Genomic DNA, 21,124 nt, shown 5'->3' with positions numbered 1-21,124 from the left:
GTGGGTGGCGGTGCCGGTCAGGCGCCGGACGGGACCTTGTCGAGGAAGCCGTGGACGCGCTGGATCAGGCCGTCCTCGCCGGTGGCGATGACGTCGAAGCCGACCACCAGCGACTCGCCGCCGGCCGGCCCCAGCTCCCAGGTGAAGCGGGCGATGTCGTGGTGGGCGTCGACCGGGCCCAGGGTGAAGACCAGGCCCGCGAACTGCGCCTGCACCGCGCCGACCACCGCGTCCAGGGCGTCGGGTCCGGTGACGTCGGCCAGCGGGTCGGTGTAGCGGGCGTCGGCGGCGAAGACCGCGCCGATCGCGGTGCGCCGGGCGGCCGGGTCGGTCTCGTTCCAGAGGGCGATGTACTGCTCGGCAAGCTGCTGGATGTCGCTCATGACGGGGTGTCTCCCTGCTGTTGCCGGCGCCTTGTTGCGCCGTGTCCTTGCAGGTCATGAAGTTACGTAGCGAGCCGCGCAGCGGAATCGGTCATCGTTAGGTAATCGTCGACCGGTCACCGGTGTACACACCGGCCGCCCTTGCCGGGCGGCGCATATGGGCAGGTCATGAGGGGGTACCGGGCGGCCGTGGGTGGGCCGTGCAGTGCGGCGCCCGTGCGGCGGCGCGGCAAAGTACCGGGCGGGACGCCGCGCCGCGACTAAGCGCCCGCTCAGCCGGACCCTTGCGAAAACTGGAACACGTTTCTACGATCGCGGGTGTGACATCGTCAGTGTCAAACCCGTCTCCGCCGCCCGCCCCGCCCGGGCCCGGCCCGCTGGCCGGGGTGCGGGTGGTGGAGCTGGCGGGCATCGGGCCCGGCCCCTTCGCGGCGATGCTGCTCGCCGACCTGGGCGCCGACGTCGTGCGCGTCGACCGCCCCGGCGGCCCGGGGCTGGGCGTCGCCCCGGCCGCCGACCTGACCAACCGCAACAAGCGCTCGGTGCTGCTCGACCTCAAGACAGCGGAGGGCACCGCCGCCGCGCTCGACCTGGCGGGGCGTGCGGACATCCTCGTCGAGGGCTACCGCCCCGGCGTCGCCGAGCGCCTCGGCGTGGGCCCGGCGGAGTGCCTGGCGCGCAACCCGCGGCTGGTCTACGGCCGGATGACCGGCTGGGGCCAGGACGGACCGCTCGCCGCCAGCGCCGGACACGACATCGGCTACATCGCGATCACCGGCGCCCTCGCCCTGAGCGGCCCCGCGGACGGCGCCCCCACCGCCCCCGCGAACCTGCTCGGCGACTACGCAGGCGGCGCGCTCTACCTCGTCACCGGGGTGCTCGCCGCCCTGCACCACGCCCGCACCCACGGCGCGGGCCAGGTCGTCGACGCCGCGATCGTGGACGGCACCGCCCACCTCGCGACCCTGCTGCACGGCATGGCCGCGGCCGGTGTCTGGCAGGACCGCAGAGGAGCCAACCTGCTGGACGGCGGCGCGCCCTTCTACGGCGTGTACGCGACCTCCGACGGCGGCCACATGGCCGTGGGCGCCCTCGAACAGCGCTTCTACGACACCTTCGCGACGCTGCTCGGCCTGACCGCGCAGCAGGCCGCGCTCCGGGACGACCCGGCCCGCTGGCCCGAACTGCGCACCGCGGTGGCCGCCCGCTTCCGCACCCGCAGCCGCGACGAGTGGACGGCGGTCTTCGCCGGCACCGACGCCTGCGCCGCGCCCGTCCTGTCCCTCACCGAGGCCCCGCGGCATCCGCACCTGGCGGCGCGCGGCACCTTCACCGAGGTGGGCGGCACCGTCCAGCCCGCGCCCGCGCCCCGCTTCTCGGCGACACCCGCCGCGCTGCGCCGCCCGCCGGCCCTGCCGGGCGCGCACACTGCGGAGGTGGCCCTCGACTGGGACGTCCCCGCCCTGACGGACCGCCAGGACGGTGGCGGAGCACGGCCGTCCGGTCCCGTCCCCGACCGCCCATGAGGTACGACCGCACACATGCCGCGTCCCGCGGCGCACCGACCCGTCAGAAGCCGGCCCCGCCGCCCGCACCGGACCCGCACAGAAAGGCCCGACGTTGAGCACCGACGCCTACGTCTACGACGCCGTCCGCACCCCCCGAGGGCGCGGCAAGGCCAACGGATCGCTGCACGGAACCAAGCCGATCGACCTGGTCGTCGGCCTCATCCGGGAGCTGCGCGAGCGGCACCCCGGACTCGACCCGGCCGCGATCGACGACATCGTGCTCGGCGTCGTCAGCCCGGTCGGCGACCAGGGCTCCGACATCGCCCGCGTCGCCGCCGTCGCAGCGGGCCTGCCGGACACCGTGGCCGGCGTTCAGGAGAACCGCTTCTGCGCCTCCGGCCTCGAAGCGGTCAACATGGCCGCCGCGAAGGTCCGTTCCGGCTGGGAGGACCTGGTGCTCGCCGGCGGCGTCGAGTCGATGTCGCGCGTCCCGATGGCCAGCGACGGCGGCGCCTGGATGATGGACCCGATGACCAACTTCGAGGTCGGCTTCGTCCCGCAGGGCATCGGCGCCGACCTCATCGCGACCCTCGGCGGCTTCACCCGGCACGACGTCGACAGCTACGCCTCGCTGTCCCAGGAGCGGGCCGCCGAGGCATGGAAGGACGGCCGCTTCGCCCGCTCCGTGGTGCCCGTGCGGGACCGCAACGGCCTGGTCGTCCTCGACCGCGACGAGCACCTGCGCCCCGGCACCTCGCCCGAGTCGCTGGCCGCCCTCAAACCGTCCTTCGCCGACATCGGCGAACTGGGCGGTTTCGACGCCGTGGCCCTGCAGAAGTACCACTGGGTCGAGAAGATCGACCACGTCCACCACGCGGGCAACTCCTCCGGCATCGTCGACGGCGCCGCGCTCGTCGCCATCGGCAGCCGTGAGATCGGCGAGCGCTACGGGCTGGCGCCCCGCGCCCGTATCGTCTCGGCCGCCGTGTCCGGGTCCGAGCCCACCATCATGCTCACCGGTCCCGCGCCCGCCAGCCGCAAGGCGCTCGCCAAGGCCGGCCTGACCATCGACGACATCGACCTGATCGAGATGAACGAGGCCTTCGCCGCCGTCGTGCTGCGCTTCGCCGCCGACATGGGTGTCGGGCTCGACAAGGTCAACGTCAACGGCGGCGCCATCGCCCTGGGGCACCCGCTCGGCGCGACCGGCGCGATGCTGCTCGGCACCGTCGTCGACGAGCTGGAGCGCCGTGACCTGCGCTACGGCCTGGTGACCCTCTGCGTCGGCGGCGGCATGGGCATCGCCACCGTCGTCGAACGCCTCTGACCCGCCCCCGCCCCCACCCCGCCGCTACGGAGCCACCCGACATGAGCGAGCCCACCACCATCCGCTGGGAGCAGGACGCGGACGGCGTCGTCACCCTCGTCCTGGACGACCCGGCGCAATCGGCCAACACGATGAACGCCGCGTTCGCCGCCTCCCTCGACGCGGTCGTCGACCGCCTCGAAGCCGAGGCCGAAGGCATCCGCGGGGTCGTCGTCACCTCCGCGAAGAAGACCTTCTTCGCGGGCGGCGACCTGCGTGACCTGATCCGCGCCACCCCGGACGACGCCGCCGACGTCCTCGCCGGCAGCATGCGCGTCAAGCGCGCGCTGCGGCGCCTGGAGACCCTCGGCAAGCCCGTCGTCGCCGCGATCAACGGCGCCGCGCTCGGCGGCGGTTACGAGATCGCGCTGGCCTGCCACCACCGCGTCGCCCTCGACTCGCCCGGCACGAAGATCGGCCTGCCCGAGGTCACCCTCGGCCTGCTGCCCGGAGGCGGCGGGGTCGTCAGGACCGTGCGCCTGCTCGGCATCGCCGACGCGCTCCTCAAAGTGCTGCTCCAGGGCACCCAGTACTCGGCGCCGCGCGCCCTCGCCGCGGGCCTGATCCACGAGGTCGCCGCCGACCGCGACGCGCTGCTCGCCGCGGCCCGCGCGTACGTCGACACCCACCCGCAGGCCCGGCAACCCTGGGACGAGCCCGGCTACAAGATCCCCGGCGGCACCCCCAAGAGCCCCGCCTTCGCCGCCAACCTGCCCGCCTTCCCGGCCAACCTGCGCAAGCAGCTCGCGGGCGCCCCCTACCCGGCGCCGCGCAACATCCTCGCCGCCGCCGTCGAGGGCTCCCAGGTCGACATCGACACCGCACAGCTCATCGAGGCCCGCTACTTCACCGAACTCGCCTGCGGCCCGACGTCGAAGTACATGATCCAGGCCTTCTTCTTCGACATGCAGGCCGTCAACTCCGGCGCGGGCCGCCCGGCCGGCGTCCCCGCGCGCCCGGTCACCAGGGTCGCCGTCCTCGGCGCCGGCATGATGGGCGCCGGCATCGCGTACGCCTGCGCCCGGGCGGGCATCGACGTCGTCCTCAAGGACGTCACCCCCGAGGCGGCCACCCGCGGCAAGGTCTACTCCGAACGGCTGCTGGACAAGGCCCTCGCCAAGGGGCGCACCACGCCGGAGAAGCGCGACGCGCTCCTCGCCCGCATCACCCCGACCGCGGAGCCCGCCGACCTGGCCGGCTGCGACGCCGTCATCGAGGCGGTCTTCGAGGACGCAGCCCTCAAGCACAAGGTCTTCCAGGAGGTCCAGCACATCGTCGCGCCCGACGCGCTGCTGTGCTCCAACACCTCCACGCTGCCGATCAGCCGGCTCGCGGAAGGCGTGGAGCGCCGCGCCGACTTCATCGGGCTGCACTTCTTCTCGCCGGTCGACAAGATGCCGCTGGTGGAGATCATCAAGGGCGCGCAGACCGGCGACGAGGCGCTGGCCCGCGCCTTCGACCTGGTGCGGCAGATCCGCAAGACGCCCATCGTCGTCAACGACTCGCGCGGCTTCTTCACCTCCCGGGTGATCAGCCACTTCATCAACGAGGGCGTCGCGATGCTCGCCGAGGGCGTCCCCGCCGCGTCCGTCGAGCAGGCCGCGGCGCAGGCCGGCTACCCGGCCAAGGTGCTGTCGCTGCTGGACGAGCTGACCCTGACGCTCTTCGTCCGGATCAGCCGCGAGACCCGCGCCGCGGTCGAGGAGGCCGGCGGCGTCTGGACCCCGCACCCCGCCGAGGCGGTCATCGACCGCATGGTCGACGACTTCGGCCGCACGGGCCGCAGCGGCGGCGCGGGCTTCTACGACTACGCGGACGGCCGCAGAACCGGGCTCTGGCCGGGCCTGGCCGAGCACTTCGGGAAGCCCGGCGCGCAGATCCCGCTGGAGGACCTCAAGGAGCGGATGCTCTTCGCCGAGTCGCTGGACAGCGTGCGGCTGCTGGAGGAGGGCGTGCTCACCTCGGTCGCCGACGCCAACATCGGCTCGGTGCTCGGCATCGGCTTCCCCGCCTGGACCGGCGGCGTCCTGCAGTACATCAACGGCTACCCGGGCGGCGTGGCCGGCTTCACCGCCCGCGCGCGCGAGCTGGCCGCCGCCTACGGCGAGCGCTTCACCCCGCCCGCGCTGCTGGTCACCACGGCCGAGCGCGGCGGGACGTTCACCGACGGCGCCCGGACGCGCTGATCCGCGCCGCAGATCGCGCCGGAGCGGCCGCTCAGGGCCGCCCGGCGCGTTCTGCGGCGCTCCGGGCGTCCTGGGCGTCCTCGGTGGCTGGTGCGAGCCGGCCGGCCCACAGCTGCTCCTTCAGCGACCGCTGGAAGGCCGTCACGAGCGCCTGCACGACCAGCGGCTGCATCTGCGCCGACAGCGACCGCGCCGCGGGATCCGGGCCTGTCTCCCGGCCCGGCCCGCCCACCGTCTCGCGGAAGATCCGGCTGATCGCGCCGGCCGCCGCGCGTGCGTGCTCCTGGAGCGCCTCCCGGGCCGCGACGATGGCATCCAGCGGGACGGGCGTGTCCAGCAGCCGCAGCCCCAGGTGCAGGACGCCCGGGTCGGCGACGAAGACGCCCGGGTCCGCGGTGCGCTCCAGCACCGTCATCGCCACCAGCCGTGCCACGTCCGCCTCGCCGAGCGGGCGGCCCGCCCGCCGCTCCAGCTCGCCGCGGTCCAGCCGCGCGCTGCCCTCCGGCAGCCAGGACGCCACGAGCGCCCGGTGGATCGCCAGATCGTGCTCGCCGACACCGGCCGGCAGTTGCGCCAGATAGCGCTCGACCGCCGCGAGCGTCAGGCCCTGCTGCCGCAACTCGCCGATCAGCGCCAGCCGGGACAGGTGCCCGGGCCCGTACCGCCCCACTCGGCGCGGGCCGATCTCCGGCGGCGGCAGCAGGCCGCGAGCGCTGTAGAAGCGGACGGTGCGGACGGTCACCCCGGCACGGGCGGCCAGCTCGTCGACGGTCAGGGCGGTCTGCGGCACCGCATCAGTATTGCCGCGCCGCCGCCCCCGTGAAAGGCGCCCGTCAGGTCCCCGCACGGACTCCGCCCTGGTCCGCGCCGCGGCCCCGTCCAGGCCCGGGCCCGTACGCCACCCCGCCCCGCGGCCGCCTGCCGCCGGGCCGCGCCTCGTACGCTGACCTGCGTGCCCCGACCCCGTACCGCCCGCGCCCCGCGCTTCGCCGCCGGCTGCCTGGCGGCCGCGCTGCTGGCCTGCCCGACGTCCTGCTCCGGCGGCGGCTCCCCGGAACCCACGGCAGGCGCCACGGGGCTCGGCGACCGGCTCTTCCCCGGCGCGGGCAACGGCGGCTACGACGTGGCGCACTACGGTCTCGAGCTGTCCTACGACCCCGGGACCGGCCGGCTGTCCGGTACCGCCGTGGTCAGTGCCACCGCGACGCAGGACCTCACGCGGCTGAACCTCGACCTCGCGGGCCTGGCCGTGAGCCGGGTGAGCGTGGACGGGCGCACCGCCCGCACCACCCGCTCCGGCACCGAGCTGACCGTGCGCCCGGCCGGTGCATTGCGCCGGGGTTCGCACTTCGACGTCACCGTCGCGTACGCCGGCGTGCCGCGCCTGGTCACGGACCCCGACGGCTCGCACGAGGGCTGGTTCCGCACCGACGACGGCGCTCTGGCGCTCGGCGAACCGGTCGGCTCCATGGGGTGGTTCCCCGGCAACGACCACCCCTCCGACAAGGCGGCCTTCGATCTCACCGTGTCCGTGCCGACCGGTCTGACCGTCGTCTCCAACGGCGAGCTCGCGGGCACCCGCACGGCGGGCGGCCGTACCGCCTTCCACTGGCGCAGCACCGCGCCCATGGCCACGTACCTGGCCACCGTCGGCATCGGGCACTACACCGTCAGCCGCTCCCGCACGCCCGGCGGGGTCCCCCTCTACACGGCCGTCGACCCGCGTGCGGCGGACGCCACGACCACCGCCGCGCTGGCCCGGCTGCCGGAGATCCTGGACTGGGAGACCGGCCGGTTCGGCCCCTACCCGTTCGCCTCGTCCGGCGCGATCGTCGACCACCTGCCCCGCGGTGCGGTCGGCTACGCGCTGGAGACGCAGAACCGTCCCGTCTTCCCCGGTGACGGCGACGGGCCCGCGGTCGACGTCACGACCCTGGTGCACGAGTTGTCGCACCAGTGGTTCGGCGACTCCGTCACCCCGCGCAGCTGGCAGGACATGTGGCTCAACGAGGGTTTCGCCACCTGGACCGAGTGGATGTGGCAGGAGCACGACGCCGGCGTGCCCCTCTCCCGGAGCGCCGCCGAGGCGTTCGCCGACCCCGCCACATGGTCCTTCCCGCCCGCCGCGCCGCCCGAGGCCGCCGACGTGTCGGCCCAGCCGGTCTACGCCCGCGGCGCGCTGGTGCTCTACGAACTGCACCAGGCGCTCGGCGGCACCACGTTCGACCGCCTGCTGCGCGGCTGGGCCGCGGTACATTCCCACGGCAACGCGTCCACCGCCGATTTCACGGCATATTGCGCCCGGCTCACCGGCCGCGACCTGACCCCGCTGTTCGCGACCTGGCTCTTCGGCACGGCCAAGCCCGCCCGGCTGTGAGCGGGCCCGCCTCCTTCGCGGTTCAGCGCAGCGGCTCGCCCACCGAGTGCATGTGGCCGAGCGCCTGGGCGTAGGAGTCCAGCAGCCCGGTCTCGGTGTAGCGCACGCCGACCCGCTCGCAGTGGGCGCGCACCAGCGGGCGGGCGAGCCGCAGGTGCGGGCGCGGCATGCTCGGGAAGAGGTGGTGCTCGATCTGGTAGTTGAGCCCGCCGAGCAGGAAGTCCAGCACCGGATTGCCTCGTACGTTGCGCGAGGTCAGTACCTGGCGGCGCAGATGCCCCCAGCGGGCGCCCGGCTCGGGCATCTCCATGCCCTTGTGGTTGGGGGCGAACGCGCACCCCAGGTGCAGCCCGAAGAGGGCGTGGTGCAGCGCGGCGAAGGCCACCGCCTGCGGCCAGGGCAGCAGGGTCAGCAGCAGCGCCGTGTAGCCCGCCAGGTGGGCGACCAGCAGCGAGCCCTCCACGAACCGCTCCCGGCGGTCCAGACGCCGCAGGTCCTGGAAGCTCGCCACCTTCAGCGCGAGGCCTTCCAGCAGCAGCATCGGGAAGAACAGCCGCGCCTGGTGCTTCGTCAGGAACCGGGCGAAGCCCTGCCGTTCCACCGCCTGCGCCCGCGTCCACACCAGGGCGCCCACCTCCACGTCCGGGTCCTTGCCGATGTGGTTGGGGTTGGCATGGTGCCGGTTGTGCTTGTCGCTCCACCACGCGGCGCCCATTCCCAGCAGCAGATTGCCGTGGAAGAGCGCGATGAGCCGGTTGGCGCGGCGGTCCGCCGCTATCTGCTGGTGCCCGGCGTCGTGCCCGGTGAAGCCGCTGCGCGAGGAGAACACCGCCGCCGGCAGCGCCAGCGCCAGCACCCACCACGACCCGGTGCCACCGACCACGGCAACCGCCGTCCAGACCGCGGCCATTGCCAGCAGGTTCACCGCGATCGACACCGCGTAGTGCCCGCGCCGCCGGCGCAGCAGCCCGGCCTCGCGCACCGTCCGCAGCAGCGGGGCGAACTCGCTGGCCTCACCGCCGGGGGCCCGCTCGGTCGGTTCGAGAGTGGTCAGGACGATCGCCATGGGGCGCTCCTCGGTGATGGGCGGTGTCTGTCCTACGGCCCGGACGGGCCGTACGGCGACGCTACGAACCACCGCCCGCCGCGGACCATGGCGCCATCACCCGGCTTGCCGGGGTGCCAGTCCCCCCGGAACGCGGGGGATATCCCCACCCCGGAGAACCGTGAGGGGACCGTATTGGCCACGGACGATCTCTGCCCGGCCGCTTCGCGGCGGCCGCGCCCGGGCCAGTGTCCCATCCCGGCGACTCGGCGAGGACCGCTCCGGCACTTCCGATGACGCGTACCCGCCCGCGGCGCCTTGCCGGGTGCCGCCGCCCGGCGGCGTCTACGATGCTGGACAACCGCCAAGCGGCAGGTGTCTTGGCCAGGTCTGAGGAGCACCATCATCAGCGGCAACGTTTCGGTCGAACGCAGGATCGCCGAGGAGCTGGGCGTACGCGAAGGTCAGGTACGGGCGGCCGTCGATCTGCTCGACGGCGGGGCCACGGTGCCGTTCATCGCGCGCTACCGCAAGGAGGCCACCGGCACCCTCGACGACGAGCAGCTGCGCAACCTGGAGGAGCGCCTGCGGTATCTGCGCGAGCTGGACGAGCGGCGCGCCGCGGTGCTGGAGTCCATCGACTCACAGGGCAAGCTCGACGACGCCCTGCGCGAGCAGATCATGGCGGCCGACTCCAAGGCGCGGCTGGAGGACATCTACCTGCCGTACAAGCCCAAGCGGCGCACCAAGGCCCAGATCGCCCGCGAGGCGGGGCTGGAACCGCTCGCCGACGCGCTGCTCGCCGACCCGGGGCTGGACCCGCAGGCGGCCGCGGCACCGTACGCCGACGCAGAGAAGGGCGTGGACGACGCCGCGGCAGCGCTGGAGGGCGCCCGCGCCATCCTCACCGAGCGCTTCTCCGAGGACGCCGACCTGGTCGGCGAGTTGCGCGCCCGGATGTGGAGCCGTGGCCGGCTGGTCGCCAAGGTGCGCGAGGGCAAGGAGGAGGCAGGCGCGAAGTTCGCCGACTACTTCGACTTCGCCGAGCCCTTCGGCAAGCTGCCCTCGCACCGCGTCCTGGCCATGCTGCGCGGCGAGAAGGAGGAGGTCCTCGACCTCACCCTGGAGCCGGAGGAGCCCGTCGAGGGCCCCAGCAGCTTCGAGCGGCGCATCGCCCAGCACTTCGGCGTCGCCGACCGGGGCCGCCCCGGCGACCGCTGGATGCTGGACACCGTCCGCTGGGCCTGGCGCACCCGCATGCTCGTCCGGCTCGGCATCGACCTGCGCGTGCAACTGCGCCAGGAGGCCGAGGACGAGGCGGTGCGGGTCTTCGCCGCGAACCTGCGCGACCTGCTGCTCGCCGCGCCGGCCGGCACCCGCGCCACGATGGGCCTGGACCCGGGCCTGCGCACCGGCGTCAAGGTCGCCGTCGTGGACGCCACCGGCAAGGTCGTCGCGACCGACACCATCTACCCGCACGCCCCGCGCAACCGCTGGGACGAATCCCTCGCCACGCTGGCCAGGCTCGCCGCCGCGCACAGCGTCGACCTGATCGCCATCGGCAACGGCACCGCCTCCCGCGAGACCGACAAGCTGGCGGGCGACCTCATCAAGGGCCACCCGGAGCTGAAGCTCACCAAGGCCGTCGTCTCGGAGGCCGGCGCGTCGGTCTACTCCGCTTCCGCCTACGCGTCCGCCGAGCTGCCCGGCATGGACGTGTCGCTGCGCGGCGCGGTGTCCATCGCCCGGCGCCTCCAGGACCCGCTGGCGGAGCTGGTCAAGATCGACCCGCGGTCCATCGGCGTCGGCCAGTACCAGCACGACCTCTCCGAGGTGAAGCTGTCGCGCTCGCTGGACGCGGTGGTCGAGGACTGCGTGAACGGTGTCGGCGTGGACGTCAACACCGCGTCGGTGCCGCTGCTGCGCCGCGTCTCGGGCATCACCGAGGGCCTGGCCGCCAACATCGTCGCCCACCGCGACACCAACGGCCCCTTCCGCAGCCGCAAGGCCCTCAAGGACGTCGCCAGGCTCGGCCCGAAGGCGTACGAGCAGTGCGCGGGCTTCTTGCGCATCCTCGGCGGCGAGGACCCGCTGGACGCGTCCGCCGTCCACCCCGAGGCGTATCCGGTGGTCCGGCGGATCGGCCGGAGCGCGGGCACCGCCGTCCCCGAGCTGATCGGCAACGGCGCCGTGCTGCGGCGGCTGCGCCCGGAGGACTTCGTGGACGACTCCTTCGGCCTGCCGACCGTCACCGACATCCTCTCCGAGCTGGAGAAGCCCGGACGCGACCCGCGGCCGGCGTTCAAGACCGCGGCCTTCAAGGAGGGCGTGGAGGAGATGAAGGACCTGCGGCCGGGGATGCTGCTGGAGGGCGTCGTGACCAACGTGGCCGCCTTCGGCGCGTTCGTGGACGTCGGCGTCCACCAGGACGGCCTGGTGCATGTCTCGGCGCTGTCGGACCGGTACGTCTCCGACCCGCGCGAGGTCGTCAAGCCTGGGGACATCGTCCGGGTCAAGGTGCTGGACATCGACCTGCCGCGCAAGCGGATCTCGCTCACGCTGCGGCTGGAGGACGAGCCGCGCGCCGCGGGCGGTGGCGTCGGTGAGCGGCGCGGCACCGCGCCACGGCAGGGCGGAGGACGGCAGGGCGGCGGCCGCCAGGGGCAGGGGCAGGGGCAGGGCGGTGGGCGCCGCGGTGGTTCCGCGCCCGCACCGCAGAACGGCGCCATGGCCGACGCGCTGCGCCGGGCCGGTCTGACCGGCGGGCGCTGAGCGGCGCGGCGGGCCGGGTGGGCCGGACAGACCCGGTCCGCCCGGCCCGCCGCGCCGCCTGGAACGCCGGGAACCAGGACGGTCGAGCGGACGTTCTGGTGGGTAGGCGGTAAGTGTGCGAAGGAGCGGCGGCCGGCCGCCGGACGCCGTGAACGGAGGCGGGGACAGATGTCGAATCGCGCGAAGGTCGCCATCGGTGGTGTGGCGGTCGGACTGATCCTGCTCATCGTCCTTCCCTGGTGGGTGTCCTTCCTGATCATCGTCGGCATCCCGGCGGCGGCGTACCTGACGCTGGACTCCTCGCAGCGCCGCCGTCTGCGCCGTGTCACCCGGCGCCAAATAGGTCGCTGAGCCGGACGTCACCCCGGTAGCGTGGCCGCTCGTCCTGCCCTGACACGGGCGGGGCGGCCATCTGGGAGGGGTTGGGTCCGATGTCGCTTCTTCCCGCCACCGTGCGGTCCGTCGACGAGCTGGTCGCGTGCGTCGGGCGCGGCGCCCGTGCGAAGTACCTGCATTTCTGGGGCCACCGTCCGCAGCGCGACGGCAGTGCGGGCCCCGGCTGCCTCAGCCAGTGGTGGCCCGCTCCCTTCATCGTCGACGGCGCCCGCTATGCCACGGCGGAGCACTGGATGATGGCCGGCAAGGCGCGGCTCTTCGACGATCCGGAGGCCGAGCAGCGCATCCTGGCGGCGGCGTCGCCCGGCGCTGCGAAGGCCGCCGGGCGCAAAGTACGCGGTTTCGACGAGGCGGTCTGGCAGCGGGAGCGCTTCGCGCTCGTCGCCGCGGGCAGCCGCCACAAGTTCGGGCAGCACCCCGAGCTGCGGGAATACCTGCTGGCGACCGCCGGCCGGGTGCTCGTCGAAGCCAGCCCGTTGGACCGGATCTGGGGCATCGGCCTGGCGGCGGACGACGAGCGCGCCGCAGACCCCGCGCGCTGGCAGGGCCTGAACCTGCTGGGCTTCGCGCTCATGGACGCCCGCGACGCCCTCGCGTGACCACCCGGACGCCCGCCCGGGCCCCCCGCCGTGGAGAGGCCCGGGCGGGCGGGCCCTACCTCAGGTAGGGGCCGTCGGCGCCGATCTTGCCGGGCGCGGCGTTCCTGCCGCCCAGGTCGAGGACGTAGACGCGCATGTCGCCCTTGCCGGGAGCGGTGACGGCCAGGGTTCCGCCCGTGACGGTGCGGGTGTCGCCGGTGACGGCGTCGACGTAGCGGCCGTTCGGTATCCCGGTGAAGGTGGCCGCGTCCGTCACCGTCACCAGGGCGAAGCTGTCGTCCCCGGAGGCGGCGTCGGTGTAGCGGCGCTTGAAGGACATGCCGCCGCTGACCCCGTCCGTGCTGTACTGGCCCATCTGCAGGGCCGGTATCGCCCGGCGGATCCGGTTGAGCCGTTGCAGGTGCTCGACCAGCGGCTGGGCCAGCGTGCCGGCGACCTCGCCGGAGGCGCTGGAGACCAGGCCGTAGTCCGACGCGGTGACACTGCCTTCCAGATGGTCGCCGTAGTAGGCCCGGCCGGTGGTCGCCAGCGGGCAGCTGGGTCCGCAGTCGATCGTCCTGCCGGCCTGGAACTGGATCTCCGAGCCGTAGTAGAGCGTGGGGATGCCGCGGAAGGTCCACATCAGCGCCATGTTCTCGGCCCACGCGTCCTGGCCTCCGGCGTAGCGCACCGACGACTTGTTGGGGCCGTAGTCGTGGCTGTCGACGTAGACGACGTTGTATGTCGCGTCGTTCGTCGAGTCGTCGGAGTCCTTGCCGTTGTCGAAGGCGTTGTGCGCGTCACCGAAATTCATGTGCATGCGCATGTCGATGATGTTCATTCCGGAGAACCGGCTGTGGTCCGGCGTGTGGTAAGCATTGCCGTCGAGGAAGGCGTTGGTGGACGTCGGCTGGTTGCCGGTGCCGAGCTGCTCCTCGTAGTTGTACTGCTCGATCGCTGCTGCGGTGTCGTCCGGGCTGTACTCCTTGCGCTCCTTCCACGTGTAGAACTGCGCCGAGTGGTTGACCGAACCGCGGTTCCACTTGTCGTTGACGAAGGCGCCGACCTCACCGAAGACGAAGAAGTTCTGCGCCTTGTCCTGGCCCCAGTCCTGCAGCACGCGCTGCTGGATGGCGGGCAGGAAGCGGCGGTTCCAGGTGACGCGCGGGATGTGGACGGCCGTGTCGATGCGGAATCCGTCGACGCCCATGTCGATGTACTTGTTGTAGGCGCCGATCAGGTAGTTCTGTACCGTGGGGCTCTCGGTGTCGAAGTCGGCGAGGTCGTCGGCGAGCCAGCACGACCGCGAGTCCTCGCCCTCCCAGTTGCCGATCCAGCACTGGTGGTAGAGGTCGGCGGGGAAGAGCTTGTCGGTCGGGCCGGGCCACTGGCAGTTGTAGATGGTGTAGCCCTCGGGGCTGTACCGGCCAGAGGGCTTGCCCCAGTTCAGGCAGGTGTTGCCGGAAGGTTCGGCGGTCGACCACACGTCGCCGTTGTAGTACGACTTCCCGGTCTTGGGATCGATCGTCAGGCCGTCGTACTCGAAGCCGTCCTCCTTCTCGTCGTAGTACCAGGACCACTGCGCGTCCCGCACCCCGTAGACGGTCGGGGTGAACAGCCCCTTGGCGCCCCACCGGGAGCTGTGGTTGTAGACGACGTCCTGGTAGATCTTGATGCCCTTGGCGTGCGCGGCGTTGATGAGGTCCTGGTAGGACGCCCCCGCCGATTCCAGCCGCGGGTCGACCCGGTAGAAGTCGTACCCGTGGTAGCCGTGGTAGTCGTAGTCGCTGCGGTTGAGGACCACCGGGGTGATCCAGATCGCCGAGAAGCCGAGCGCCTTGACGTAGTCCAGCTTCTGGACCAGCCCCTTGAAGTCGCCGCGGAACATCGGGTCGTGGTTGGCGGCGTTTCCCGAGGCCACGTCCTGGTTTCCGCCCCGGTCGTTGCTCGTGTCGCCGTCGTAGAACCGCGCGGTCAGCACGAAGTAGATCGGGTCCTTGCGCGGGTCCGTGCCGATCATCTCGCCGGAGGTGGCGGGCGGTGGGGCGTGGCCGGTGGCCGCGCTCGCCGGGGCGGATGCCGCCGACACGTTTCCGGCCGCGTCCAGGGCGACGACGGTGTACGTGTAGGTGGTGGCCTCCTCCAGGCCGGACTCCGAGAAGACGGTGGAGCCCACGCTCGTCACCACCGTGCCCTTGCTGCCGCCGGTGCGGGTGACCTGGTAGCCCGTCACCCCGGTGTCGTCCGTGGACGGATCCCAGGCCAGCACCACCGCGGTGTCGGTGGCCGTGGCCTTGACCGCGCTCGGCACGCTCGGCGCGGTGGTGTCGGGCACGACCGCCGCGCAGGGATCATTGGCGCCGGCGGTGACCTTGTGGTCCTTGACGGTGCTGACGCCCGTGCCCAGCGCGTAGTTGGCGCCGTTGTCGTTGTCCCACGTGCCGTTGCCGTTGTTGAAGGTCGCCGCCAGCCCCGATGCCCCGCCCAGGTCGACGGTCTTCTTCACCCAACCCGTGCAGGCCGGTTCCATGCCGACACCCGGAACGGTCGTCCAGGCCTTGCCGACGGGCGCGTAGTGCAGGTTGACGGTCGTCCAGCCGACCGTCGCGGTGGAGTAGAAGACCGTCGCGGACGTGCCGGGCGGCGGGTCGGTGGCGCCGCCGGCGCAGGGGTCGCTGTGGGCGACGGCCCCGTCCTTGACGGTGATGGTGCCGGTGCCCAGGGCGTAGTTCTTGCCGCCGTTGTTGTCCCAGGTGCCCTGGCCGTTGTTGAAGGTGGCCTGCCACCCGGTGGCCGCGCCCAGGTCGACGGTCCTCTTCACCCAGCCGGCGCACGCGGACTCCATGGTGACACCGGGGACAGCGGTCCAGCTGTCGCCGTCCGGTGCCCAGTGCAGGTTGTAGGTCGCCCAGCCGGTGGACGTCGTGGAGTAGAAGACGGTGGCGGTGTTGCCGGCGTCGGTCGCCGCGGCTGCGCGGGCGCCGGTTCCGGGAAGCGCGGGAAGCAGCGCGGCCACGAGCGCGCAGAGCGCGGCGAGCAGCAGCGTCAGCGGGCCGGGCCTGGCTCTGCGGTGATGGCGCGTCAGGAGGGTCACGATGTGCTCCTCGAACAGGGCCGCACGGAGGCAGCCGGTGTGGGGGAAGCCGCCGGTTCCGCGCGCCACGGAAAGAACGGCCGTACGTCTTGCGCAACTTGCTGCAAGAACCTTCGTGAGGGTACTGGGACACGTGGGTGACGTAAAGAGCTGCGGACGGGCACCGCACCGCGCTGCACGTAGGGTGATCACGGTGCGGCAACCGGGGTGCGACGGAAGGTGGTCCGGCGGAGATGACGGAGCGTCTGGTGGTCATCGGCGGCGACGCCGCGGGCATGTCCGCCGCGTCGCAGGCACGCCGCCGCAGATCCGTGGCCGACCTGGAGATCGTCGCGTTCGAGCGCGGCCACCACACGTCCTACTCGGCCTGCGGCATCCCGTACTGGATCGCGGGTGACGCGGCGGGCCCCGGCGTCCTCGTCGCCAGGACCGCGGCGGAGCACCGCGAGCGCGGCATCGACCTGCGGCTCGGCACCGAGGTCGTCACGGTCGACCCGGAGCGCGGCCGGGTGCGCAGCCGCGACGCCGCGGGCCGTGAGGAGTGGACCGGCTACGACCACCTGGTGATCGCCACCGGCGCGGAGCCGGTGCGCCCGCGCGTGCCGGGCATCGATGCGCCAGGCGTCTTCGGCGTCCAGACGCTCGACGACGGCGAGGCCGTCCTTCGCGGCCTGGAGCGCTCCGGGGTGCGGCGGGCCGTCGTCGTGGGTGGCGGCTACATCGGCGTCGAGATGGCCGAGGCGATGCTGCGCCACGGCCTCGACGTGACCCTGATCGACCGCAACGAGCAGCCGATGACCACCCTCGACCCGGACATGGGCCGGCTGGTGCGCACCGCTCTCGAAGGACTCGGGGTGCGGGTGGTCTCCGGCGCCCCGGTCCGCGAGGTGCTCACCGGTGCGGACGGCCGGGTCCGCGCAGTGGCCACCGACACCGCCGAACACCCCGCCGACCTGGTGGTGCTGGGCCTCGGGGTACGGCCGCAGACCGGTCTCGCGGCCGCCGCCGGGCTGCCGCTCGGTGTCCACGGCGGCCTGCTCACCGACCGCGCGATGCGGGTGCGCGGCAGCGAGCGCGTGTGGGCGGGCGGCGACTGCGTCGAGGTGCTCAACCTCGTCTCCGGCGAGCTCCAGCACATCGCGCTGGGCACCCACGCCAACAAGCACGGCCGGATCATCGGCATCAACATCGGCGGCGGCTACGCCACCTTCCCCGGTGTCGTCGGCACGGCCGTCAGCAAGGTCTGCGACGTCGAGATCGCCCGCACCGGTCTGAAGGAGTCCCAGGCGCGCGCGGCGGGGCTGCAGTTCGTGACCGCGGTCATCGAGTCCACCAGCCGCGCCGGCTACTACCCGGGTGCGGCACTCATGACGGTGAAGGTCCTGGCCGAGCGCCGCACCGGACGGCTGCTCGGGCTGCAGATCGTCGGCGGCGAGGGGGCGGCCAAGCGGGTCGACGTCGGGGCGGTCGCGCTCACCGCGGGCATGACGGTCGAGCAGATGACCGGCCTCGACCTCGGCTACGCCCCGCCGTTCTCCCCGGTGTGGGATCCCGTGCTGGTGGCCGCTCGCAAGGCGGCGGACGCGGTGGCGGCGGACATCGCCGCGGGGTGAGGGCCGGGCCCGCACGCAGGCCGGGCCGCGTACCCGGGGCCCGGCGGTTGCGTACGCGCGCGCGGTACGGCCATGGTGCGGAGCCTGCGCACGTGCGCGGGGCGCGGCCGGCGGTCCGCCGTCAGGAGGGCGATCCGGCAAGCTTGTCGAGTGCCTCCAGGAGCTGTGGCAAGGACTCGCCGCGACCGACCGGCATCACCTCGCCGGGGGCCTCGTCCAGCAGCACGAAGGCGATGTCGTCGGGCCGGGCGACCAGGCTCCACCCCGGCCCGTCGGCGCGCAGGGTGCCCGCGGTGGTCCGTATCCGGCCGGGCGGCGGGGGAGCGCCGGCGTATTCCGCCGCTTCGGCCAGTGCGCGGCGGACGCCGGGGTGGGAGATCTCGGCCGCAGCGGGCGCCTCGTCCGGTGGCGGGTCGGCGGGCGCGGCGGCGAGGGAGGGCGGGAGCTGGTCACGCCATTCGTGCCAGTGCACCGCGATCTCGTCGGCGCCCAGCCGCCGTTGTGGCGGCCCCCACACCGAGACGTCCGGCGGGGCGAGCGCGGGTCCAGCCTCCTCCTCGGCCGGATCGTGCGGATCCGGGACGTCGGGCACCGCCACCGCGACCGGCAGCGGCCAGCCGGGCAAGGAAGCGGCAATCGTGTCCTCCTGCGGCGCCAGGTCGTACTCCAGGCCGCAGTCCCACGCCGCCAGCGCGCACGCGACCAGGGCGGCGTCCGTGGTGACGACCGTCCAGCGGGCGCCGCGTCCGTCCTGGCCGAACATCAGACCGTAGCCGCCGGGCAGCGGATCGAGCCCCAACTGCTCGCACGCGGCGGGATAGTCGTCGCCGAGCACCCCGGGGAAGCGCTCGGCCGTCAGCATCGCGGCCGTCAGCACGAACAGCGCCTCATCGTCCTCCACTCGGTCGGCATGCTCGGCCGCGGCCATGTGGCGCCCTCCCTCTCGTTCCGGTCCGCGCACCTTAACCAGCCGGTAACCACTACGTCGAGGGGGTCGGGGACACCGTAAATCCGTTCGGACGCCCCGTCGCTGTCGCCTATCCTCGCCGCATGGGACGCATCCGCAGCACCCACTACGTCTGCCTGCCGTGCCGGGTCTCGTGGAAGGTGCCGCTCGCCCGCGACACTGCGGGGACGTGCCCGCGGTGCGCGGGTCGGCTGATCAATGCGGGCACGCAGTTCGCCGCGCCCAGGCGCCGTGACACGGCTGCGTGGCGCGCGCTCGGCGCGGTGCTCGCGTCCGGGCTGCGCTTCCATTCCTCGTGCGCATGCTGTCAGGACGGTCCGGGCTACCGGCCGCGCACACCGCGCGAGGTGCGCGAGCGGCTGGCTCATGCCGCCGCCACGGGGGTGCCGGTCGTGGTGGCGCTGCAGTGTCGGGACATCACGCACGGTGACGACGTCCCGGGGCGATGCATGCCGTAGCGGTGCCTTCCGCCCCGCTCTGTCCGGTCCGCGCGGGGTGTGCCACCCCTCGGCCCTCCGCGGATACCGGCCATGCATCATGGTGAGGTGATCACCCTCCGTTCCATGGCCCTCTTCGTCCTCGCCGCGGTGCTGGAGATCGGCGGTGCCTGGCTCATCTGGCAGGGCGTGCGCGAGCACCGCGGGCTCGCCTGGGCGGGTGCGGGCGTCGTGGCTCTCGGCCTCTACGGATTCGTCGCGACCCGCCAGCCCGACGCGGAGTTCGGTCGCATCCTGGCCGCGTACGGCGGCGTCTTCGTGGCCGGTTCGCTCCTGTGGGGCGTGGTCGCCGACGGTTACCGCCCTGACCGCTTCGACATCGTCGGAGCGGTGATCTGCCTGGTCGGAGTGGGCGTCATCATGTATGCCCCGCGCGGCGGCTGAAACCCGCCGGTCCTCCGTCCCTACGGCGCCGTTGCGCCCCCGCGCCGCCCCCAGGCGGGGTTGCCGAAGCGCCTCCGGCGCGACAGGCTCTAGGGCAGGGGAGACGGGAGGCAGGGGCGATGACGGTGAGCAACAAGCTTGCGTGGCTGCTCGATGATCTGACACGGCGCGTGCCGCACGTCCGACACGCCCTCGTCCTGTCCAACGACGGACTGGTGACCGGTGCCAGCGAGAGCCTGGACCGTCCGACGGCGGAGCATCTGGCGGCGGTCTCGTCCGGGTTCCACAGCCTTGCCAAGGGGGCCGGCCGGCAGTTCGGTGCCGGCGGCGTGCGGCAGACGATGGTCGAGTTCGACGAGGGATACCTCTTCGTGACCGCGGCGGGCGACGGGAGCTGCCTGGCGGTGCTGAGCGGCATGGAGGCCGACGTCGGGCGGGTGGCCTACGAGATGACGCTGCTGGTGCACCGGGTCGGCGAGCACCTCGGGGTCGCGGCCCGCCAGTCGAGTTCGCCTTTCTGAGGTCGCGACCGCCGGGGCACGGGCCGTCGCGCGGGGCGCCGGGAGCGGGCTGAGCTGCGGGGGCGCGAGTTATCCACAGGGCGGGAACGGGTGGGCCGCCGTGCGCGCTATCGTTGTGACTGTCAGTGATCGAAAGACAGCACAGAGAGACGGTGGCGGCGATGGGGACGACGAGGACTGCGGCGAATGCGGCCCGGGTGACGGGGACGTCCGGTACGGGCGGCCGTGGCGCGGGCGTGGGGGAAACGGCGGGTCCGGGCGGTGCGGCGAGGAAGGGACCAGTGGCGAACGGGCCTGCGGGGCGCCCGGCTTCCCGCCCGGAGCGGCGCGCGCGAGTGGCACGGGGCGCGTCGGCGGTGCCGTCGCCGCCGCTGCCGGACACGGCGGGCGAGGACCCGCCGCAGACGTTCACGCTCAACCGTGCCCGGGAGGAACTGGACCTGCCGTTCGCCGAGTTCGAGCTGGCGTTGCAACTCGGCGAGATCGGCACGGTCACCTGCGGCGGCGCCGACCGGCGGCGGGTGTCCGCGACGGAGCTCGCCCGGGTGCGAGATCAGGACGGGGGCACGGTGGGCCTGCTGTCGCGGATCGAACTGGTCAACACCACGGCGGCGGCCGATCTGCTCGGGGTCGGCCGGGACCGGCTGCTCCGCCTGACGCGAGCGGGATTCGTCCGCCCCGTGCGCTGGTACGTGAACCGCTACCGGGCCCTGGTGTGGCTCTACCTCGCCGGTGAACTGCGGGAGTTCGCTGTCGCCCGGCCCGCACTGCTGGCCGGCCGGCTGCCGGCGGAGCTGCGCGGTGCTCAGGCGGAGGGAGTGGACCTGCGGCCGCGCGGCTGGCGGTCCCGGCAGGTCGCCCGGCTGGTCAAGGACGCGCCCGGCCCCTGGGCGGAGGCCGCGGTGTGGGCGGCGCTGCTGGGGCCCGAGGTCACCGACGAGGCGGTGCCCGATCCGCACGAGCGCAGGCGCCTGCGCGGCATCCACACGGTGCTGCCCCACGGCCGCCCGGGGCCGCTGGCGGGTACGGCCCTGATCAGAAGGCTGACCGTCGCGGACGCCCCGGACGAGATCGCCGCGGGCCTGCTGGCGCTCGCCGAGGCTCTCGGGCGTGCCCGCGCCGGTGAGAGGGTGCCGCCGAAACCGTTGTACGAGCCGGGGAGCGCGCTGCCGCCGGAGCCGGGCGGTGTCCTGGTGACGGGACCGGGCGACGTGCCGCCGCCGCGGGACCGGCCGCCCGGTCCTGGGCCGGATGCCGCGTCGGCCCCTCCCCCGCCCGGTGGAGCGCTCGCCGGCCCGGGGGGCGCCGCCGCGCGGGGGCGCGGGGCCCCGCGGACGGTCGCGGGCGCCTGGTCGGTGGGGGAGCGGCCGCGGCGCAGCCTGCTGCGGCTCCTGCGCGGGCGGCACCAGGCCGTCGACGGCTGACGCCACCCGCCGG

17 protein-coding genes are annotated in these 21,124 nt (G+C 73.6%); 12 read left to right on the top strand and 5 right to left on the bottom strand.

What is annotated here, in order from left to right; all coding sequences use genetic code 11:
* Nucleotides 1–17: 17 nt before the first annotated feature.
* A complete protein-coding gene (locus IH54_RS0106940) occupies nucleotides 18–383 on the bottom strand; it encodes a nuclear transport factor 2 family protein (RefSeq protein ID WP_031513873.1) in 366 nt (121 codons plus the stop codon).
* A gap of 377 nt (nucleotides 384–760) precedes the next feature.
* On the opposite strand from IH54_RS0106940, the gene IH54_RS0106935 reads away from it, so the two are divergent.
* The 3 genes from IH54_RS0106935 (at nucleotide 761) to IH54_RS0106925 (ending at nucleotide 5,443) form a co-directional block, all read left to right on the top strand.
* Nucleotides 761–1,909 (top strand): CaiB/BaiF CoA transferase family protein, encoded by a 1,149-nt coding sequence (locus IH54_RS0106935; protein WP_107060120.1) that lies wholly within the window; start codon nucleotides 761–763, stop codon nucleotides 1,907–1,909.
* A 94-nt stretch (nucleotides 1,910–2,003) separates the two neighbouring features.
* The gene (locus IH54_RS0106930) at nucleotides 2,004–3,218 is read left to right on the top strand and encodes an acetyl-CoA C-acetyltransferase (protein WP_031513869.1); all 1,215 of its coding nucleotides are present in this window, start codon (nucleotides 2,004–2,006) and stop codon (nucleotides 3,216–3,218) included.
* A 41-nt stretch (nucleotides 3,219–3,259) separates the two neighbouring features.
* Nucleotides 3,260–5,443 (top strand): 3-hydroxyacyl-CoA dehydrogenase NAD-binding domain-containing protein, encoded by a 2,184-nt coding sequence (locus IH54_RS0106925; RefSeq protein WP_031513867.1) that lies wholly within the window; start codon nucleotides 3,260–3,262, stop codon nucleotides 5,441–5,443.
* Nucleotides 5,444–5,474: 31 nt separating this feature from the next.
* On the opposite strand, the gene IH54_RS0106920 is transcribed toward IH54_RS0106925, so the two are convergent.
* Nucleotides 5,475–6,233: a MerR family transcriptional regulator gene (locus IH54_RS0106920; RefSeq protein WP_043180026.1), complete on the bottom strand. Its 759-nt coding sequence runs from the start codon at nucleotides 6,231–6,233 to the stop codon at nucleotides 5,475–5,477.
* 162 nt (nucleotides 6,234–6,395) lie between these two features.
* Between IH54_RS0106920 and IH54_RS0106915 the strand changes: the two genes are divergently transcribed.
* The gene (locus tag IH54_RS0106915) at nucleotides 6,396–7,820 is read left to right on the top strand and encodes a M1 family metallopeptidase (RefSeq protein WP_031513863.1); all 1,425 of its coding nucleotides are present in this window, start codon (nucleotides 6,396–6,398) and stop codon (nucleotides 7,818–7,820) included.
* A 22-nt stretch (nucleotides 7,821–7,842) separates the two neighbouring features.
* Here the strand turns inward: IH54_RS0106915 and IH54_RS0106910 are convergent, their stop codons facing one another.
* On the bottom strand, nucleotides 7,843–8,886 hold the full coding sequence (locus IH54_RS0106910; RefSeq protein WP_052397149.1) for a fatty acid desaturase family protein: 1,044 nt from the start codon (nucleotides 8,884–8,886) through the stop codon (nucleotides 7,843–7,845).
* Between the two features lie 354 nt (nucleotides 8,887–9,240).
* Between IH54_RS0106910 and IH54_RS0106905 the strand changes: the two genes are divergently transcribed.
* From IH54_RS0106905 to IH54_RS0106895, 3 genes are all read left to right on the top strand, one after another.
* Complete coding sequence (locus IH54_RS0106905) at nucleotides 9,241–11,637, top strand: Tex family protein (RefSeq protein WP_234343388.1); 2,397 nt, start codon at nucleotides 9,241–9,243, stop codon at nucleotides 11,635–11,637.
* A gap of 168 nt (nucleotides 11,638–11,805) precedes the next feature.
* Nucleotides 11,806–11,988, top strand: coding sequence for a hypothetical protein (locus IH54_RS0106900; protein WP_031513856.1), 183 nt, complete (start codon nucleotides 11,806–11,808; stop codon nucleotides 11,986–11,988).
* A gap of 80 nt (nucleotides 11,989–12,068) precedes the next feature.
* Nucleotides 12,069–12,632, top strand: a complete 564-nt coding sequence (locus IH54_RS0106895) for an NADAR family protein (protein WP_031513854.1) — start codon at nucleotides 12,069–12,071, stop codon at nucleotides 12,630–12,632.
* A gap of 55 nt (nucleotides 12,633–12,687) precedes the next feature.
* On the opposite strand, the gene IH54_RS0106890 is transcribed toward IH54_RS0106895, so the two are convergent.
* The gene (locus IH54_RS0106890; protein WP_420711716.1) at nucleotides 12,688–15,696 is read right to left on the bottom strand and encodes a carbohydrate binding domain-containing protein; all 3,009 of its coding nucleotides are present in this window, start codon (nucleotides 15,694–15,696) and stop codon (nucleotides 12,688–12,690) included.
* Nucleotides 15,697–15,938: 242 nt separating this feature from the next.
* Between IH54_RS0106890 and IH54_RS0106885 the strand changes: the two genes are divergently transcribed.
* The gene (locus IH54_RS0106885) at nucleotides 15,939–17,318 is read left to right on the top strand and encodes an FAD-dependent oxidoreductase (RefSeq protein ID WP_031513850.1); all 1,380 of its coding nucleotides are present in this window, start codon (nucleotides 15,939–15,941) and stop codon (nucleotides 17,316–17,318) included.
* A gap of 121 nt (nucleotides 17,319–17,439) precedes the next feature.
* Here the strand turns inward: IH54_RS0106885 and IH54_RS0106880 are convergent, their stop codons facing one another.
* On the bottom strand, nucleotides 17,440–18,246 hold the full coding sequence (locus IH54_RS0106880) for a hypothetical protein (protein ID WP_031513848.1): 807 nt from the start codon (nucleotides 18,244–18,246) through the stop codon (nucleotides 17,440–17,442).
* A gap of 122 nt (nucleotides 18,247–18,368) precedes the next feature.
* Between IH54_RS0106880 and IH54_RS42900 the strand changes: the two genes are divergently transcribed.
* The 4 genes from IH54_RS42900 (at nucleotide 18,369) to IH54_RS39395 (ending at nucleotide 21,111) form a co-directional block, all read left to right on the top strand.
* A complete protein-coding gene (locus tag IH54_RS42900) occupies nucleotides 18,369–18,743 on the top strand; it encodes a hypothetical protein (protein WP_078861990.1) in 375 nt (124 codons plus the stop codon).
* Between the two features lie 87 nt (nucleotides 18,744–18,830).
* Complete coding sequence (locus tag IH54_RS0106875; RefSeq protein WP_031513846.1) at nucleotides 18,831–19,166, top strand: YnfA family protein; 336 nt, start codon at nucleotides 18,831–18,833, stop codon at nucleotides 19,164–19,166.
* Between the two features lie 119 nt (nucleotides 19,167–19,285).
* Nucleotides 19,286–19,687 carry a roadblock/LC7 domain-containing protein gene (locus tag IH54_RS0106870; protein WP_031513844.1) on the top strand — a complete coding sequence of 134 codons (402 nt, stop codon included), beginning with the start codon at nucleotides 19,286–19,288 and terminating at the stop codon, nucleotides 19,685–19,687.
* A gap of 335 nt (nucleotides 19,688–20,022) precedes the next feature.
* On the top strand, nucleotides 20,023–21,111 hold the full coding sequence (locus IH54_RS39395; RefSeq protein WP_052397148.1) for a DUF6397 family protein: 1,089 nt from the start codon (nucleotides 20,023–20,025) through the stop codon (nucleotides 21,109–21,111).
* The last annotated feature ends 13 nt before the right edge of the window (nucleotides 21,112–21,124 follow it).

The organism is Streptomyces sp. NRRL F-5123, from assembly GCF_000721495.1.
Classification (GTDB): Bacteria; Actinomycetota; Actinomycetes; order Streptomycetales; family Streptomycetaceae; genus Actinacidiphila.
The sequence above is the reverse complement of the archived record's forward strand: the minus strand, read 5'-3'. Positions and strand labels throughout refer to the sequence as shown.

Excerpts from the sequence above, each read along its gene's own strand:
- IH54_RS0106940 (WP_031513873.1), bottom strand. The coding sequence starts at position 383 with ATGAGCGACATCCAGCAGCTTGCCGAGCAGTACATCGCCCTCTGGAAC.
- IH54_RS0106925 (WP_031513867.1), top strand. The coding sequence starts at position 3,260 with ATGAGCGAGCCCACCACCATCCGCTGGGAGCAGGACGCGGACGGCGTC.
- IH54_RS0106910 (WP_052397149.1), bottom strand. The coding sequence starts at position 8,886 with ATGGCGATCGTCCTGACCACTCTCGAACCGACCGAGCGGGCCCCCGGC.
- IH54_RS0106900 (WP_031513856.1), top strand. The coding sequence starts at position 11,806 with ATGTCGAATCGCGCGAAGGTCGCCATCGGTGGTGTGGCGGTCGGACTG.
- IH54_RS0106895 (WP_031513854.1), top strand. The coding sequence starts at position 12,069 with ATGTCGCTTCTTCCCGCCACCGTGCGGTCCGTCGACGAGCTGGTCGCG.
- IH54_RS0106885 (WP_031513850.1), top strand. The coding sequence starts at position 15,939 with ATGACGGAGCGTCTGGTGGTCATCGGCGGCGACGCCGCGGGCATGTCC.
- IH54_RS0106880 (WP_031513848.1), bottom strand. The coding sequence starts at position 18,246 with ATGGCCGCGGCCGAGCATGCCGACCGAGTGGAGGACGATGAGGCGCTG.
- IH54_RS42900 (WP_078861990.1), top strand. The coding sequence starts at position 18,369 with ATGGGACGCATCCGCAGCACCCACTACGTCTGCCTGCCGTGCCGGGTC.
- IH54_RS0106870 (WP_031513844.1), top strand. The coding sequence starts at position 19,286 with ATGACGGTGAGCAACAAGCTTGCGTGGCTGCTCGATGATCTGACACGG.